The 17,033-nt window shown below is 36.7% G+C and carries 15 protein-coding genes; 8 read left to right on the plus strand and 7 right to left on the minus strand.

What is annotated here, in order from left to right:
• Window positions 1-177: 177 nt before the first annotated feature.
• Genes trxB through WKV44_08450 form a run of 5 tightly spaced genes read left to right on the plus strand, consistent with a single transcriptional unit; the run spans window position 178 to window position 6,485 of the window.
• Window positions 178-1,125, plus strand: a complete 948-nt coding sequence (gene trxB, locus WKV44_08430) for a thioredoxin-disulfide reductase (protein MEM5948570.1) — start codon at window positions 178-180, stop codon at window positions 1,123-1,125.
• The gene (locus WKV44_08435; GenBank protein MEM5948571.1) at window positions 1,118-2,809 is read left to right on the plus strand and encodes a glycoside hydrolase family 3 protein; all 1,692 of its coding nucleotides are present in this window, start codon (window positions 1,118-1,120) and stop codon (window positions 2,807-2,809) included. The genes trxB and WKV44_08435 overlap by 8 nt, the downstream gene beginning before the upstream one ends.
• Complete coding sequence (locus WKV44_08440) at window positions 2,809-3,678, plus strand: GNAT family N-acetyltransferase (GenBank protein MEM5948572.1); 870 nt, start codon at window positions 2,809-2,811, stop codon at window positions 3,676-3,678. Before WKV44_08435 ends, WKV44_08440 begins: the two co-directional genes overlap by 1 nt.
• Before the next feature lie 20 nt (window positions 3,679-3,698).
• On the plus strand, window positions 3,699-5,168 hold the full coding sequence (locus WKV44_08445) for a glycogen/starch synthase (GenBank protein MEM5948573.1): 1,470 nt from the start codon (window positions 3,699-3,701) through the stop codon (window positions 5,166-5,168).
• Window positions 5,169-5,210: 42 nt separating this feature from the next.
• Complete coding sequence (locus WKV44_08450) at window positions 5,211-6,485, plus strand: glucose-1-phosphate adenylyltransferase (GenBank protein ID MEM5948574.1); 1,275 nt, start codon at window positions 5,211-5,213, stop codon at window positions 6,483-6,485.
• Here WKV44_08450 and WKV44_08455 read toward each other — a convergent pair.
• The 5 genes from WKV44_08455 to WKV44_08475 are packed head-to-tail and all read right to left on the minus strand — an operon-like array spanning window position 6,478 to window position 10,595.
• Window positions 6,478-6,882 (minus strand): NUDIX domain-containing protein, encoded by a 405-nt coding sequence (locus WKV44_08455; protein MEM5948575.1) that lies wholly within the window; start codon window positions 6,880-6,882, stop codon window positions 6,478-6,480. The genes WKV44_08450 and WKV44_08455 overlap by 8 nt on opposite strands.
• A gap of 9 nt (window positions 6,883-6,891) precedes the next feature.
• On the minus strand, window positions 6,892-7,329 hold the full coding sequence (locus WKV44_08460; GenBank protein ID MEM5948576.1) for a hypothetical protein: 438 nt from the start codon (window positions 7,327-7,329) through the stop codon (window positions 6,892-6,894).
• 17 nt (window positions 7,330-7,346) lie between these two features.
• Window positions 7,347-7,886, minus strand: a complete 540-nt coding sequence (locus WKV44_08465) for a hypothetical protein (protein MEM5948577.1) — start codon at window positions 7,884-7,886, stop codon at window positions 7,347-7,349.
• Window positions 7,870-9,360 (minus strand): NAD(P)H-hydrate dehydratase, encoded by a 1,491-nt coding sequence (locus WKV44_08470; GenBank protein ID MEM5948578.1) that lies wholly within the window; start codon window positions 9,358-9,360, stop codon window positions 7,870-7,872. The genes WKV44_08465 and WKV44_08470 overlap by 17 nt, the downstream gene beginning before the upstream one ends.
• On the minus strand, window positions 9,357-10,595 hold the full coding sequence (locus WKV44_08475) for a hypothetical protein (GenBank protein MEM5948579.1): 1,239 nt from the start codon (window positions 10,593-10,595) through the stop codon (window positions 9,357-9,359). The genes WKV44_08470 and WKV44_08475 overlap by 4 nt, the downstream gene beginning before the upstream one ends.
• Window positions 10,596-10,667: 72 nt before the next feature.
• Here WKV44_08475 and secA point away from each other — a divergent pair, with 72 nt between their 5' ends.
• Window positions 10,668-13,388: a preprotein translocase subunit SecA gene (secA, locus tag WKV44_08480; protein ID MEM5948580.1), complete on the plus strand. Its 2,721-nt coding sequence runs from the start codon at window positions 10,668-10,670 to the stop codon at window positions 13,386-13,388.
• A gap of 41 nt (window positions 13,389-13,429) precedes the next feature.
• Here secA and WKV44_08485 read toward each other — a convergent pair whose 3' ends face one another.
• Both WKV44_08485 and WKV44_08490 read right to left on the minus strand, forming a co-directional pair.
• Window positions 13,430-13,570, minus strand: a complete 141-nt coding sequence (locus WKV44_08485) for a hypothetical protein (protein MEM5948581.1) — start codon at window positions 13,568-13,570, stop codon at window positions 13,430-13,432.
• A gap of 25 nt (window positions 13,571-13,595) precedes the next feature.
• Complete coding sequence (locus WKV44_08490; protein ID MEM5948582.1) at window positions 13,596-14,807, minus strand: M23 family metallopeptidase; 1,212 nt, start codon at window positions 14,805-14,807, stop codon at window positions 13,596-13,598.
• On the opposite strand from WKV44_08490, the gene WKV44_08495 reads away from it, so the two are divergent.
• Window positions 14,799-15,170 (plus strand): S26 family signal peptidase, encoded by a 372-nt coding sequence (locus WKV44_08495; protein MEM5948583.1) that lies wholly within the window; start codon window positions 14,799-14,801, stop codon window positions 15,168-15,170. The two genes, WKV44_08490 and WKV44_08495, sit on opposite strands and share 9 nt — an antisense overlap.
• Window positions 15,170-17,032 carry a penicillin-binding transpeptidase domain-containing protein gene (locus WKV44_08500; GenBank protein MEM5948584.1) on the plus strand — a complete coding sequence of 621 codons (1,863 nt, stop codon included), beginning with the start codon at window positions 15,170-15,172 and terminating at the stop codon, window positions 17,030-17,032. The genes WKV44_08495 and WKV44_08500 overlap by 1 nt, the downstream gene beginning before the upstream one ends.
• Window position 17,033: the final 1 nt, after the last annotated feature.

The raw sequence follows: 17,033 nt of genomic DNA on the forward strand, positions 1-17,033 counted from the left end.
CCTGGATTTTGCCCTACACAGCTTATGCCGAAGGCAGCGCTATGACGCCAATGCGTCATAGCGCGTTCGGTATCTCTTTGTTTATTGAAGATTGAAAACTCTTGTGTTAAGCTTAAGTTGACAGTTAGGATGTTTTTATATAACTTCAATATATATTTTTTCTAATATGGAGGAGCTATGAATCCGGAAACAGATGTGATAATAGTAGGTGCGGGTGCGGCAGGTCTTACGGCAGCCCAGTATGCATCAAGGGCTAATCTCAAGACTTTGGTTATAGAACAGATGGCACCGGGCGGACAGTCGCTGATAATAGATGACTTGGAAAATTATCCAGGATTTCCAGAGCCAATCTCAGGCATTGAGCTTGCACAGAGGTTTGAAAAACAGGCAAGGAACTTCGGCGCTGAGTTTTTGCTGGCAGGTGTGAAGTCCATAAACAAAAAAGATAATATTTTTGTTGTGGATACAACAAAGGGTGAAAAGACTGCATATTCTGTTATTATCGCAACAGGGTCACAGCACAGAAAGCTGGGAATCCCAGGAGAGGCTGAGCTTACAGGAAGAGGCGTATCCTATTGTGCAACCTGTGACGGGCCGTTTTTTAAGGGTAAAAAGATGCTTGTAGTAGGCGGTGGTGATGCTGCATGTGACGAGGCTATGTATCTATCTAAGTTAACAGATAAAATAGTGCATATACACAGACGCGACAGGTTTAGAGCACAAAAGGCTTTGGCTCAGCGTGTGCTCAACAACGAGAGCATAGAAGTAAGGTTTAACACCGTAGCAAAAGAAATCAAAGGCAAGGAACAGAACGGTATCACCAAAGTAGGAAGTGTTGTACTTGAGGACGTGACAACGGGGAAAACTTATGAGGAAGAGTTTGATGCAGTATTTATATTTATAGGCTCTGATCCGCAGTCGGACTTTGTTGATGTAGAAAAGGACGAGACTGGATATATAATCACCGACCAAAACATGGAAACTTCCATAAAAGGTATGTTTTGCGCAGGCGATGTAAGAGCTACACCTTTCCGGCAGATTGTTGTTGCTGCAGGAGAAGGTGCCATAGCTGCCCACAGAGCTGCAATGCATGTAGACGAGATTAAGGGAGAAGCATATGTGTAGAGGGCAAAAATGCCCTCTACTTTTTTTTATATTTTTTCTCTTTTTATCTTTTTTCACCTCAGCAGAAGAAATATCGGATTTTTGGGATATTGCTCCGGCAGAGACAATAGCGGATGTTCTTCTTGCAAAGATGAATACAGAAGAAAAGATAAGCCAACTTTTTCTTGTAGGTTATGACGACAGTACAGCGGACCCTGCCATAATTTCATGGATAAAAAGATACGGACTCGGAGGAGTAAAGATATTCGGCAGGAATGCAGAGGAAATAGAGCCTCTTATAAAGGCCATAGAGCAATACCAGAAAACAGCTCTTACTCGCAGATTTGGCATTCCTTTGTTTATTGCTACAGATCAGGAAGGAGGATGGGTACGGCATATCAAGGGTGATACGGTAATGACACCAGGGAATATGGCTATCGGAGCTACGGAGTTGCCATACGAGGCATATATAACAGGTCTTTATATCAACAGAGAACTTGCTGTTTTGGGCATAAATATGAATTTTGCACCTACCGTAGATGTATATATCAATCCCGAAGCTCATGTAATAGGTCCCAGAGCTTTTTCGTCCGATGCGGCACTTACAGCAAAGCTTTCCCTTGCCTTTATGCATGGCTCACTGGAAGCAGGAGTGATTCCTGTAGCAAAGCATTTTCCGGGACACGGCAATGCAAAAGGAGACTCACATAACGAGCTTCCCACAATAGAAGACGACATAGACACATTATGGGAAAGAGACTGGCTTCCTTACAGACTTATGATTCCTGACGGTCTTCCTGCAATAATGGTAGGACATCTCAATTTCCCCAAGATTACCGAAAACAGTACCCCTACGACTCTTTCTCCCATAATAATAAAACTCTTGAGAGAAAAACTTGGCTTCTCCGGACTTGTTCTTACAGATGACTTATACATGAACGGAGCACGAGCAGTGGGAGAGGATATGCCACAAATTGTGGTGGATGCAATAAAAGCAGGAAACAATATGCTGCTCTTATCTGATGCTCCTGCTCCCGGGGACAAAATATGGAATGCAGTCATAAAGGAATATAACAAAAATCCAGATTTTAAAAAGCAAGTGGATTATTCTGTAAAAAAAATTCTTTTGACAAAACTTGCTTTTATCAAGAAAAAAAACAAAACCGAGCTTTTACCTAATAGAGAAGAAGCAGCAAGAATACTGCCGGATAAAGAAGCAGAAGAAGCATTTACCCAGCAGGCTTTAAGAAGCGTAACAATAATAAAAAATGCGGACATACCATATACAAGCGACAACAAGGAAAAAATACTTATAACCGGACAATATACAAGATATATCAATGCAGGAAAAAAATTCTTCCCCAGCGCAGAAACATTTTATTTTTCTTATCTTCCATTTTATTTTGCTTCATCAAAAGTAAAAACATGGCTCAAAAACAACAGCAAATATTACGATAAAATAATATTCTGCCTCATGAACCCCAACAGCCTCGAGGTTTTAAAAGAACTTGAGGAGTACAGAGAAAAGATAATAGTAATATCAACACTTACGCCAGTATACCTGGAGCAAGTACCATGGGTTAAAACTGCCATAGCAGTATACGGCACAACAGATGCAAACTTTGAAGCAGGATTTCTAACTTTGACAGGTAAGATAGAGGCAGAAGGGAAACTTCCAGTAAGATTATACAACAAGGAGAAATAATGCTGCTTCTTCCTTCTTATTCTCTCGATGGAGAACAGGAAAAGAGTCTCCAGGAATTTCTTCTAGAAGAAGAATACAAGTGTGTATATATAACCTCCTACGTATTTAAAAACTCGAATTTTATAGGTACTACGGGAAACAATCAATTATGGGTGGTCCTTGATGAGTCAGATAAGACAACAGGAGTAGTATATATCAATCCATCTGGTGCAATATTCCCATATTTTTCAAAAAAATACAAACATGATAAAGAAATAGGAGAACGCCTTCAGCAAATAATAAAACTGGTGTCTCCGTATATGATTTTAGGAGAAAAAAAAAGCTGTAAAATAGTCAATGATGTATTAAAAAAAAAGATTAATATGCAAAAAAATCATTTTTTGATGCTCAAAGACAAAGATACAGAAAACAAAAAAAATAAAAACAAGGATAATATCATAATAAGATTAGCAACCCCCAGCGATATGGAAGAATTATATAAACTGCAGGAAAATTACGAAAAAGAAGAAGTTTTGCCAGATGTTTCCCTTTTTTCTCCTGCAAGCTGTATACACAAGATTAACACACACATAAAGACAAAAAGTATTATGGTGGCAGAATATAACGGGAAAATAGTAGCAAAAGCAGAAATAAGTGCAAAAGGAGTATTGATTTATCAAATAGGCGGAGTTTATACCCTGCCGGAATACAGAAACAGAGGTATAGCAACAGAACTGGTGAGAAATCTAATAAAACTCATAGAAGGAAGTTCAAAAAAAGTCTGTCTATTTGTAAGAAAAGACAATAAACCCGCTTACAAGGTTTATAAAAAACTTGGTTTTTCTACTGTCTCGGATTTTTCTATTGTATATCTTAAAAAAGGGCTTTAAAATATAATGAGGAAAAAAAGATGAATATTCTCATAGTAACAAGCGAATATGCAGGCATTGCAAAAGCTGGAGGACTAGCAGATGCGGTGACAGCCCTAAGCTCTTCTATCGCAGAGTTTAATCATGACGTAAGGGTAACTCTACCCTTCTATGGTAGCATAGACAGTAAACAACTCCTTGATATAAAACTTATAAAAAAAGGGCAATTTGCTTTTGCAAATCACAAACTATGGTATAAAATATACGAGCTGCAACAAAACGGCATAAAGATATATCTTATAGATAACCCTATACTATTTAGACAAAAAAACGGTATATATACCAATATTCACAACGATGATTTCCCTGATAATCTACTGAGATTTTCTTTCTTTTCCGCCATTTCTCTTAATCTCCCATCTCTGATAGGATGGCAACCGGATATATTTCACTGCCATGATTGGGCGACTGCCCCTCTGATATTATTTCTAAAAACAGGGCAATATGCTCCTCAAGGATATAATAAAATACGCAGTGTTTTTTCCATACATAACATAGGCTATCAAGGAGTGTTTACCCTTGATAAAGCGAGCTCCATTGGCATGTCCCCAGAGGCAATGCAAGATCTGGACATAATAACAGGAGGAGCGATAAACCTCATGCGAGGTGCTCTTTTACATGCAGATGCGATAACCACAGTTTCCCCTTCTTATGCCAGGGAGATAAGAGATACAGAGCTGGGATATAGCATGGAAACTATTCTCAAAAAAAGACAGGACTGTTTTTTTGGCATCATAAACGGCATGGATTACAGCGTATGGAATCCTCAAACAGACCGCTTTTTGCCAGTAAATTTTTCTTACAAATCAATAGAAAAAAAGAAAATTGTAAAAACTTATCTAAAAAACAAGATAGGACTGTCAACAGATGAGGACAGACCTCTTGTCGGTATGGTAACAAGACTTGTACACCAGAAAGGCTTGGAATTACTCACAGAACCCTTTCCCGGCATTTTATCAAAGATACTGGAAGATTTAAACATAGATATGGTAATCCTGGGCACAGGAGAAGGAAAATATCACATACAGCTAAGCAAAATAGCAGAAACACACAGTAACCTTGCCGTAAGACTGGAGTTTAACGAAGAACTTGCTCATCTCATAGAAGCCGGCAGTGATTTTTTTCTTATGCCTAGCATATATGAACCATGCGGACTTAACCAAATGTATTCTCTTGCTTATGGCACAATACCTATTGTAAGCCACAGAGGTGGACTCATAGATACTGTAGAAGAAAAAGATATGGAAAAAGGTAGAGGCACGGGATTCTTTATAGAGCCTCTCACTAAAGAAAACATATATAAAACTATACAAAGGGCAGTCTCCCTATATTACTCAGATCCAGAAATAATAAAAAAGATAAGAATAAATGCCATGAAAAAACGTTTTGACTGGAAAAAGTCGGCAAAACAGTATGTAAAAATTTATAAAAAAATAATAAGATCCAATTGACTATAAAATCTTAAATATATAAGTTGCCCCTGGAGGAATACTTTGGAAAATGTGCTTACTATAATCCTTGGCGGTGGAAAAGGGACGAGACTATATCCTCTTACAAAAGAACGTTCTAAACCAGCAGTACCTTTTGCCGCAAGATACAGGATAGTGGACATACCTCTTTCTAACAGCATAAATTCCGACTTCAAAAAAATATACGTTCTCACCCAGTTTAATACTGCTTCATTACATTTGCATCTTGCGCAGGCTTATCAATTTGACAGCTTTAGCAGAGGATTTGTAGAAATTCTTGCAGCAGAACAAGGGTTTTCTCACGCCGGATGGTACGAAGGAACAGCCGATGCAGTAAGAAAAAATATGCATCATTTTAAAAACCAGAATCCCTCTCACTATCTAATACTGTCCGGAGACCAATTATACAGAATGAATCTCAAGAAATTCTTGAGCTTTCATCTTGAGAATGATGCAGATATAACAATAGCAACAACTCCAGTAAGAAGAGAAGAAGTATACAGATATGGAATAATAGCCGGAGATGATACGGGAAAGGTATCAAAATTCTGGGAAAAACCGGACAACAAAGAAGATCTAAGAGACTTTGACAGTTCTCACAGAATTCCTGATATAGAGAAAGAACAGGGTAAGAAATATCTTGCCTCCATGGGCATATATTTATTTAAAGCAAAAGTATTGGAAGAGATGCTAGATTCTAATTATACGGACTTTGGGAAAGAAGTAATCCCATCCGCTCTTATAGATAAAAAAATATACTCTTATATATATACCGGATACTGGGTAGATATAGGAACAATAAAATCTTTCTATGAAACACAGTTATCTCTGGCAACAGAATATCCCGATTTTGACCTATATGATGAACATGCTCCTATATTTACCAGGATGAGGCATCTACCACCAAGCAAGTTTATAAACACAACGATGGATAGAACACTCACGGGGAATGGCTGTATAATCAAAAACAGCATAATAAAAAATTCTGTGATAGGGATAAGAACTATTATAAGAGATGGCTCGGAGTTGGAAGGTGTAATTTGTATGGGTTCTGATTATTATGAAACCGCAACACAAAAAGAAAATAATCTAAAAGAAGGTATCCCTCACCTTGGGATAGGGAGACACTGTCATATAAAAAACACAATTATAGATAAAAATACAAGAATAGGAGACAATTGCAGAATAGGAGTTGACAACATAGAAAGAACAGATGGAGATTACGGAGATTATTATATAAAAGATAATATAATAATCATATTAAAAAACAGAACGATAGCTTCCGGAACAATTATTTAGAAATATTTTTAAGATATTCCCTTATGGCCGATAAAATAGGTCTATCAGAGGGGACAAGCATATCTTCGTCAATATTTTCCACATCTATCCATTCAAAAGCATCATGAAAGCCTCTTTTTTCCGGAGTACTATCACTATCAACAATAAAAGCAAGCAATCGGTACTGTGTATCCTTGTTTTTAAAAAGACCACTATAGATACACGGCCCTATCTCAGCAACAATACCTAATTCTTCATAAAGCTCCCGTTTAAGAGCAGCTTCTGGAGACTCCATAAACCTAACCTTACCCCCAGGGAACTCCCAGAACCCACCTACACTCCCCCCTCCTATTCTTTTTGCAAGGAATATTTTTGTACTATCAAGCCATATTGCAGCAGTTGTTATCCTCTGTTTCATCAGCAGCAACTATAGAAAAAGTACAGTTGGAAAGAAAAAATGAAGAATAGAAACAAGAAGCGCTGCAATTCCTATGATAGTCTTATTCTGAATAATTACAAGATTAAGAGTCTCTGTGGTTTCATCATCCAAGAGTGTTGAATCTGTCTTAGATTTTTTATATTCCTGATAAAACATGAGCAACAGAGCAACACCAGCAAGAATACCTACAAGAGCAGGAAGCAAATCTCCTATTATTATAGCCCCATTTCCGGGGACAACAGATAGAATTTTAAAAACACCTGTTACGGTAGTCAAAATACCCCAGATAAAAAGAAAAGATTTGCTTTTTATAACCTTAGGATTAAACATCGCTGTTATTCCCAATTTTTCGGAAAAAGAGTCCTGAGACAGGATAACTCCGCTCAGGAAATTGGTAAGAACCGACAAAGCATAGAATTGAATCATAAGGCCTCCCTTGGAAATTATTTTCTTTTCAATCTTTTTTGTAAGACAATATTACTGTCATCTATCTTCAATAATACATAAAAGTTCAGTTCCTGGCTATCATTATTTTTAATATTTTCAATATCAAATCTAAAACGAGTGTTCTTATCAGACTTCTTCTCTGTCTTTTGGACAGGAAGAGGCATATCTATTTTTTTTTCAACTGTTCCCCAATAAAAAACCGGTATGAGAAAATCATTATTCCCGGTATCTCCAGAAAAATATATGTCTACATAACCAATTATCCTGTCATCAAAATATACAGCATCAAGAGAAAATTTATAATCCTCAAACTTTGCTTCCCATGGCTTTGGGGAAAGAAATATATTATATATTATAAATATAAGAATAATGACAAGAGAATCAAGAAGTAAAATCATGAGAGAAGTATTCTTCCAAAAGGGTTTCTTTTCATATACCGGAATATATTTCTCAGCCATCTCAAGTCGCTCTTCTCTATTGTAATAGAATTTGAGCTCGTTTTCCGATTTATTTATAAACTCATCGCTCTCTTTCATATATCTCTATCCCAATCTCTTTTAAAGAAAGGCCAATATAATCAACAAGCATATCGGAAGAAAACCAGCCTTTATCCTTATATAATAGCTTTGCAGCATTAGCGTGAGCAATAACTCCAGCACAAGCAGCAGAAAAAGAAGAAGTATAAGCCGTCAACAAACCAGCAATCAGTCCTGCCAATACATCCCCAGACCCGGCAGTTCCTAAAGGAGAGAAACATCCGTCATAAACTGCGATATTACCAGGAGAAAAAATCCAGGTCACATGCGACTTTAAAACAAGGGTACAGGAGTGCCTATTTACAAAATCCTGACATATAAGAGGATTCTTAAGCAACTTGTCAACAGTAGTATTTAACAAAAAAGCACACTCTCCAATGTGCGGAGTCAAAACCCAACCTGTGCCAAGCGAAACATCTTCTTTATCAATCAGAAGTTTTAAACTATATATGGCATCGGCATCTATAACACCTTTATCAAATTTTTTGAGTATGCTAGAAAGCAATAACACCCTATTCTCACATCGTCCCCAACCAGGTCCTACAAGAACAGAATCCATAAAGTCAAAACTCTGCAAATCTGATTCTTTTTTAACAACAAGAGGACCTGCGATAGGGTATATCTGTTCAAAGATATCGTTGCCAACAAAAAGATAAACATAGCCCGATGGTGTTCTAAGTACTGACTTACCCGAAAGCAGAGCAGCCCCCAACATCCCGGCAGACCCTGCAAACACCCCTATCCTTCCTCTGTCGCCCTTATGAGAATATCTAGAAATATTGAGTTCATCAGAAAAAACACTGATATCCTCAATTAATAGACCGCTAGACTGTCTTTTTATCAATTCCGGAGGAAAAGAAATCTCAACAAGATGAATATCACCACATCTCTTTCTGTAAGAAGGGAAAAAACATTCCTGTTTATAGACTCCTACATTAACCGTAACATCCGCAATAAGGCCATAGTCATCATAAATACCGGCAGGCACATCTATAGAAAAAATCCTTATGTCATCAAGATTATTAATAAAAGAAACAATACTTTTTATATCTTGCCTTAATTCCGACTTTTGGCCTATGCCAAGAAGACCTTCTACAATCCAGTCGGCTTTGGAACATATCTCTTCACAGATACTTCTATCATTTTCCCAGACATATGTATCAATACCAAGACTTCTTATGATATCCAGCTGAATAGCAGGAATATCTCTAAGGCTTTCTTTTGTGATTATCACTTTAATAGAAGAAAAACCTTTAAAAAAAGCATTCCTCGCCATTACCATGGCGTCTCCGCCATTATTGCCGGTACCACACAAAAAAACTACAGAATCAGAAGCAGAACAAAATTTATCAAAGAAAAGCTCAGACAGAGCAGTCCCTGCTTGCTCCATCAGAATTATTGCAGGAATACCATAGTTCTGTTGGACCCCAGAATCAATCAGTGCAGCAGAATCCATACTGACGATATGTTTCATTGTCCTTTCCCGTATAATATACTATCAGTTCTCCACCATACAAGATCAGCACCATCATTAGTAACAATTATCGCTCCTAAAATACCTTCTGGAGAAACAGTATATGATACATACAATGGATCGGAGTAGGGCATATCTAAAATAAATTTCTTCTGAAGCTCTTTTTTGAGATCATAGATAAGTAGTTCTAAGTCATCTTTTTCGCTTTGTTTCCTTACAAAAAAAAGCTTATTTCCAGATGCAGCTCCAATAAAATCATAAGGAACCGTAAAATCCGCAATACTTCTTGCAAAAGCACGTTGTTCTTTCTGCAAATTTATCTCTGGTAACTCCATATAGGTTAGGTATTTCTTGTCTTTAAAATCATAAAAATAAACCCTAGATATATATTTACTCAGTCCAGAAAAAGAACCTGTATCAGTATCTTTATCTTTTATAAAATAGTCATACTTAACATATACTCCATTGCCATCAAAATCAGATACAACAGTATCAATAGAAGGGGTAAGAGAGTCAGGAGAATATCCATCTGGCAGCGGTAAACTGGACAAAGAAAAAGACTTAAAATATTCCAACGAACCATCCACAGTAAAAACATACACATCCCACGAGTAAAGCTGTCTACAGATAACAACAAGTTCGTCATTTACAGTAACATTTATGGAAACAATATACGGAAAAGGAGAACCTGCCACACCTTCTCTTCCTATATAATCCTTGAAAGTTCCAGAAGAATCAAACCTTAAAACAACCTGATTATTGGAAGAATTGGAAAAATCAGAATATCCACTTGCCACATAATCTTCCACATACAAACTCATAGAAGAAGTAACAGCTATACTCTCGTTCTGGACAAAACCATGAGAAAAGGCCTTACGTGTAGATACAGTATCCCCCTCCGTTGCAACAGAAACGGGGAGAGGATTGACACCAGGATTATACCATAACCTCAAAAGCTCACCATATGAAGAAAATTCCATAACCTTCGCAACACTTGCATTGCTAATAAAAAAACGTCCATTGCGAAGGAAAATATTGAGGTCTTTTTCGAGCACCTTACCATCAATAGGAAAAAAAACAATCTCATCCTCAAATCGTCCGAAATCGAGACTAATAGTACGCTCAATACTCAATCTCACAAAAGCTTCTCCAGAACAGGAAAAAAACAAAAAAACAAAAGATAACAAGACAAAGAAACGTTTTATATACAAAAAAACAATCCCAATATTTTTCATTTATGCTATACTATCCTTGACTTTAAGTCCTGTCAACTTGACCAGATTAAAACATATGTATAGGTTAGAGTTATGAAGATACTAAACAAGATTTTTGGAACAAAAAAAGAAAGAGATCTTAAAAACCTACTGCCGATATTATATAACATAAATAAACTGGAACCATGGGCAATGCAGCTCGATGATTCCGATTTTAAAAAAGAAACCGAACGGCTTAAAAGCCTTTTACAGGCAGGCAAAAATACCGACGACATACTTCCGGAAGCTTTTGCCATTGCAAGAGAAGCAGCAAAAAGAAAGCTAGGCGAAAGATTATATGATGTCCAGCTTCTGGGAGCCATAAGCCTTCATAAAGGCAATATCATGGAAATGAAAACTGGAGAGGGTAAAACCCTTTCCAGCGTTCCTGCCGCATATCTTAACGCACTAACAGGAAAAGGCGTACATATCATAACTGTAAACGACTATCTGGCAGAAAGGGACTCAAAATGGATGAAACCCGTATATGATCTACTGGGAATATCCGTCGGAGTAATATTATCCAGTATGGATACAGAGGCAAGAAAACAAGCTTACAATAAAGATATAACATACGGTACCAATAATGAATTCGGATTTGATTATCTCAGGGATAACATGTGCCGGGACCTCTCGGAAAAAGTACAAAGAGGACACCATTATTGTATTGTGGACGAAATAGACTCTATTCTTATTGATGAAGCCAGAACTCCCCTCATAATATCCGGTCCGGCAGAAGATGACAAAATAAAAATAATGGAAGCCAATAGAATAATTCCATTTTTAAAAGAAGCTCCTAAAGATTCGGAAAGCGGAGAATACATAGAAGAAAGGGAAGAAGAAGGACACTATAAACTGGATATAAAGAACAAAAGAGTAACGTTCACTAATAACGGCCTTGCAAAAATAGAAGAATTATTAAACAAGAGAAAGGCAATAACAGGTTCCATATTCTCAGAAGAAAATTTTGAGTTTATCCATTATGTTACACAGGCTTGCAGAGCTCACTTTCTCTTTAAAAAGGATGTGGATTATGTAGTACAAGACGGACAAGTACAAATAGTAGATGAGTTTACGGGCAGAATATTACATGGCAGACGATACTCAGAAGGCCTTCATCAGGCACTAGAAGCAAAGGAAAATATAAAAATAGCAGAAAGAAACAAAACTCTCGCAACAATAACCTTTCAGAACTACTTTAGAATGTATGAAAAACTCTCCGGCATGACAGGAACAGCAGAAACAGAGGCAAAAGAATTTTCCAAAATCTATGGACTTGATGTAACTGTAATTCCTACAAACAGACCATTAAGAAGAGTAGACCAGGATGACCTGGTATTTTTAAACGAAGAAGACAAACTAAATGCAATATGCACAGAAATAGAACAGGCACACAAAAAAGGACAGCCTGTTCTTGTGGGAACAATATCAATAGAAAAATCAGAACAAATTTCCTACATGTTAAAGAAACGAGGAATTCCACACCAAGTTCTAAATGCAAAAAATCACGCAAAAGAAGCAACAATCATAGCAGAAGCAGGTTCACGGGGAGCTGTTACGATAGCTACAAATATGGCAGGTAGAGGAACAGATATAAAACTAGGTGGTAGTCCAGAATATCTTGCCAGAAAAGCTTGTGGCTCGGAAGCGACCCCAGAAGAATATCTCGCAGCTTATGAAAAAGAGCTCAATAAATGGGAAAAAAACTATAAAGAGATAAAAGAGCTGGGAGGACTATATGTACTTGGTACAGAAAGACACGAATCAAGAAGAATAGATAACCAGCTACGAGGACGCTCGGGAAGACAAGGAGACCCAGGGCGCTCCAGATTCTACATCTCGATGGATGACTCTCTGATGAAATTATTTGGGGGAGGCAACCTTAAGGATATGATGGCAAGAGTTGGGATGAAGCCTGGAGAACCTCTCAATCATCCTCTTATAAATAGGAGTATAGAAAAAGCCCAACAAAGAGTAGAAGATAAAAACTATGAAATAAGAAAGCACCTTCTGGAATATGACGATGTATTAAACGAACAAAGAAAATTTATATACGAGCAACGAGACGCCATACTGGCAGATAAGAACCTCACAGCAAGAGTAAAAAATGCAATCCTTGAAACTGTAGAAATAATCCTGGAAGAAATATTTGAGAACGAAACAAAACTAAAAGGCGATATAATCATAAACAAATTAAAAGAAGAACTTTATTATACACCTCCAAGCCTAGAAGAAGAACAATATTACAATCTGGATACAGCTATAAAACTTATAACAGAAGACATAGAAAAAGAAATAGCAGAAAAAGAAGCAAAAGCAGGAAAAGAACCTCTTAATCTATTTCTCAGGTTTGAATATCTTAGAAATATCGATATTAAGTGGCAAGAACATCTGGAACAGATGGAAGCTCTAAGAGAAGCAGTATATCTAAGAGCATATGCACAAAAGAATCCTCTTCTCGAGTACAAACTGGAAGGCTCACAGATATTCGAAGACATGATTCAAACAATACGATTAAATACTGCAAAAAAGCTATTGGTTCTACAGATACAGGAAAGGCCCCAAGACTATTATTATAATAGAAACCGCTCAAGAAACATAAAAACAGTACATAATGACTTTACCGCCCTTTCAGGTCAAAATAGCAACAAAACACTTACTAGACAAGGACAACCTGCTTCTGTCCAAATAGTGAGAACAGGAAAAAAGGTCGGTAGAAATGAGCCCTGTCCTTGTGGAAGCGGAAAAAAATACAAACACTGCTGTGGGAAATAATCATCTGCGAGTCGGGCACTAGGCCTACTCGCATTAAAAAATCAACTATCAGAACTAACAGTGGAACTTGTTTTAAGAGCTCCGGAATCGCCTACAGGGAATACTGTAGACGTATTGGTGTATACATTGACAAGTGTGACAATAGCAAAAATAATAACCAAGACTATAGCAAGTCTTCTCATAAAGCCTCCCTGCGATTGCTATATTTTAACGCAGATATTTTAATGGGTCTACTGCTTTTCCATTCTTAAATACAGAAAAATGCAAATGTGGCCCAGAGCTGTATCCTGTATTACCTACTTCTCCTATTTTTTGTCCCTGCGATACATATTGACCGCTTTTGACTAATATTCTTGACATATGTCCATATAAAGTCTGAAATCCACCATAATGGGAAATAATTACATACTTGCCATATATGGAATGTGTTCCTGCCCTTACGATCTTTCCGGCCAACGCAGCTTTGACAGGAGTACCAATGGGATTTGCAATATCTATACCATTATGAAAACTCAAAGGACCTTTACCTGTGAAGGGATTGGTTCTCATCCCAAAACTGGATGTAAGCCTTCCTTTGATGGGATATATAAACAATTCTCCAAGCGCCTTTTTTAATTCAAAAGAACTCATTTTTGCGTCAGGAAGAAATAGTTTTTGCCCTACTTTTAATTTATCCGTAGATAAATCATTTGCATCCAATATACTTATCATACTTATTCCGTATTTCTTTGCTATAGATTCAAGCGAATCGCCTTTATTAACTGTATACAAGACACCATTTCTATCTGGAATATGTATTGTAGTATTTACAGGTATTCTTCTTACATCAGACATGGTATTAAAGCTTATGATGGTATCCAATCTAAGGTTAAACTTTTTTGCTATATCGTAGAGTGTGTCTCCCTGTTTTATAGTGTATTCCTGTACATTAAGACTGGAGAATTGAGAAGGATCTACTTCTACATATGCAGGCTCCGGCTTTTCAAAAAAAGAACCATAGGAAACATAATTGGAAACAATTTCACTGAGAAATCTATCACTTTCTTCTTCCTTTATTAACATCTCAGATGCCAGTGCATTGTTTATGGCAAAAAGAACAATTAAAACAAAAAACAATACCAAAACTATTATGTAAAGTACCCTTACAAATTTGGGAGAAATCATAACTTGCGTTTTATTATTTTCTTTTATTCCAGTACCGACAAGGTTATTATTATAAGAATATGTATTTTTCTTTGAGGTATTTCTTTTTATTGCTTTCTTACCGGGAACTTTTATATACTTATTTTCCAACATAAACGTAGCAGTATACAACAAACCTTTTTTCTCTGTATCCGATGCAATGCTTTCTTTTAACATGATCATAGATATGATATCGACATAAAATTTCTGATTCCTTATAATTATTCTGTGAAACATATTTGCATTGTAATATTTATATTTCTTCTTATATCGGAGATCGGCTTCCCTGCTGCAGTTGAAGGGAATTCTATGCAACCTGCCATACGTGAAAATAAAATTGTTTATGTGTTTACAATTGTATATGGAATAAGAATTCCCTTTAGCACGAGATTTATTGTAAGATGGGGAGTGCCTAAAGAAGGCTCAATAGTAGCATTTATAGATCCCATGGGGAACTTTTCTATAAAGAGATGCATTACCAGGTATAAAAAAGAAATATATCTGGAAGGTGATAATAAAATCAGTTCTGTTGATTCCAGAAATTACGGTTATATTCCCATTGAGAATATAATAGGAAATGTGTTAACCTTTTCTGACTAATGGAAGATAAAAAGAGATCCGTACGTATATGGATAGCTATCTCTTTCCTACTCATTTGGGCTATTATCCTTATGGGCCGCATATCATATCTAATGCTTTTTAACAAAGAAAATGCAAAAACCTCCATAACAAACAACAAAAAAATACGTGGAACAATAATGGATAGGAATGGAGAAATCCTGGCAATCCAAATCAAACTTTTTTCTCTATCTGCATGGATGCCCTCCGTAGAGGATATTGATTCTTCTATAAAATTATTATCTCCTATTCTTGATATAAAAGAAGAAGAACTCAGAGATAAATTAAACAGCAGCAAAGGCTTTTTATATATAAAAAGAAGATTATCACCATCTGCAGAAAAAGAAATAAACAAACTCATTGCCAGCGGAAAACTGCCCGGCTTTTCTTTGCAACCGGAATACACAAGAATATATCCGCTAAAATCAATAGGGTCACATGTTGTAGGGTATAGCGGAACAGATAACAGAGGATTGGATGGCGTAGAATACACTATGGACTCTATTCTTATGTCTTCAATGGGAGATGTGCCATATTCCGGTGGTAATAACATATTTCTAACTATAGACTCCAGAATACAACATATTACGGATAATTTTGCAGAAGAGTTAAAAACACAGCACAAAGCAAAAGACGTTATGATTCTACTTGCAGATGCAAAAACAGGAGAAATCTTGGCATACAGTGCAGCCCCCGGTTTTGATTGTAATCTCTATCCTGAAACTACTATCGAACAGAGAACAAACTACCCCATATCATATTCTTATGAACCAGGCTCTGTTTTTAAAATATTTTCTCTTGCATCTTTTCTTGAGATAGGAGGAATAGACAGCAGTTTTAGAACTTATTGTCCCGGATATTATGTAAATACCAGTACAACCCCCAATATAAAGATAAACTGTCTTGGTACACATGGAGAAGAAAACATAACAGATATACTTGTAAATTCCTGCAATACAGGTGCCGCATATGCATCAGATACGGTATCCGATGAGGAGTTTTACAGATTACTCATCAAGCTTGGTTTTGGAAACAAAACAGGAATAGCTTTAAACGGAGAATCAGCAGGAGTATTGAATAGTCCAGAAAAATGGTCTTTACGCTCCAAGCCCACAATTGCCATAGGACAGGAAATAGGTGTTACAGCAATCCAAATGATAAAGGCAGCAACAGCTATTGCTAATAAAGGCACTCTCCTTGAGCCACAAATTATAAAAAAGATAACAACCCAAGATGGAAAAATAATAAAAGAAAGCAAACCTGTAAGAATAGATCAGGTTTTTTCTCCCAGTACTACGGAAATAATACTCCAGGGGATGCAAGAAGCTGTAGAAAGAGGAACAGCAAAAAGAGCAAAATTGGATTTTGTAAATATTGCAGCAAAAACAGGTACAGCACAAAAGCTTGATCCCAAAACAGGAAAATACTCAAAAACAGATTTTATTGCCTCTACTATGTCCTTTATTCCGGCGGATAATCCCAGTATAATTGCATATATTGTTATAGATTCTCCCCATGGTGAAAGCTACTATGGGGGCAGAATAGCAGCTCCTGCCATTGCAGAACTTATAAAACGAGTATCAGATTATATTGATATAAAAGACAACACAGAAAAAACTCATCTATATTCTGATGGTAAGACCAAAATTCCTGTAGAAAAACTTCCAATTATTACGGATGTTATTCCGGACTTTACAGGTCTTTCTAAGGCAACGCTCATGCCTCTTCTTCTAAGAGACGATATAAAGGTAAATATAAAAGGTTCCGGATGGGTTGTAAGACAAAATCCTGAACCAGGAACACCTTTTAAAAAAGGTATGTCAATTACTCTGGAATTAGAATAAT

The organism is Spirochaetia bacterium 38H-sp (assembly GCA_039023545.1).
Classification (GTDB): Bacteria; Spirochaetota; Spirochaetia; order Winmispirales; family Winmispiraceae; genus Rarispira; species Rarispira pelagica.

Excerpts from the sequence above, each read along its gene's own strand:
- trxB (MEM5948570.1), top strand. The coding sequence starts at position 178 with ATGAATCCGGAAACAGATGTGATAATAGTAGGTGCGGGTGCGGCAGGT.
- WKV44_08435 (MEM5948571.1), top strand. The coding sequence starts at position 1,118 with ATGTGTAGAGGGCAAAAATGCCCTCTACTTTTTTTTATATTTTTTCTC.
- WKV44_08440 (MEM5948572.1), top strand. The coding sequence starts at position 2,809 with ATGCTGCTTCTTCCTTCTTATTCTCTCGATGGAGAACAGGAAAAGAGT.
- WKV44_08445 (MEM5948573.1), top strand. The coding sequence starts at position 3,699 with ATGAATATTCTCATAGTAACAAGCGAATATGCAGGCATTGCAAAAGCT.
- WKV44_08455 (MEM5948575.1), bottom strand. The coding sequence starts at position 6,882 with ATGAAACAGAGGATAACAACTGCTGCAATATGGCTTGATAGTACAAAA.
- WKV44_08460 (MEM5948576.1), bottom strand. The coding sequence starts at position 7,329 with ATGATTCAATTCTATGCTTTGTCGGTTCTTACCAATTTCCTGAGCGGA.
- WKV44_08465 (MEM5948577.1), bottom strand. The coding sequence starts at position 7,886 with ATGAAAGAGAGCGATGAGTTTATAAATAAATCGGAAAACGAGCTCAAA.
- WKV44_08470 (MEM5948578.1), bottom strand. The coding sequence starts at position 9,360 with ATGAAACATATCGTCAGTATGGATTCTGCTGCACTGATTGATTCTGGG.
- WKV44_08475 (MEM5948579.1), bottom strand. The coding sequence starts at position 10,595 with ATGAAAAATATTGGGATTGTTTTTTTGTATATAAAACGTTTCTTTGTC.
- secA (MEM5948580.1), top strand. The coding sequence starts at position 10,668 with ATGAAGATACTAAACAAGATTTTTGGAACAAAAAAAGAAAGAGATCTT.
- WKV44_08485 (MEM5948581.1), bottom strand. The coding sequence starts at position 13,570 with ATGAGAAGACTTGCTATAGTCTTGGTTATTATTTTTGCTATTGTCACA.
- WKV44_08490 (MEM5948582.1), bottom strand. The coding sequence starts at position 14,807 with ATGTTTCACAGAATAATTATAAGGAATCAGAAATTTTATGTCGATATC.
- WKV44_08500 (MEM5948584.1), top strand. The coding sequence starts at position 15,170 with ATGGAAGATAAAAAGAGATCCGTACGTATATGGATAGCTATCTCTTTC.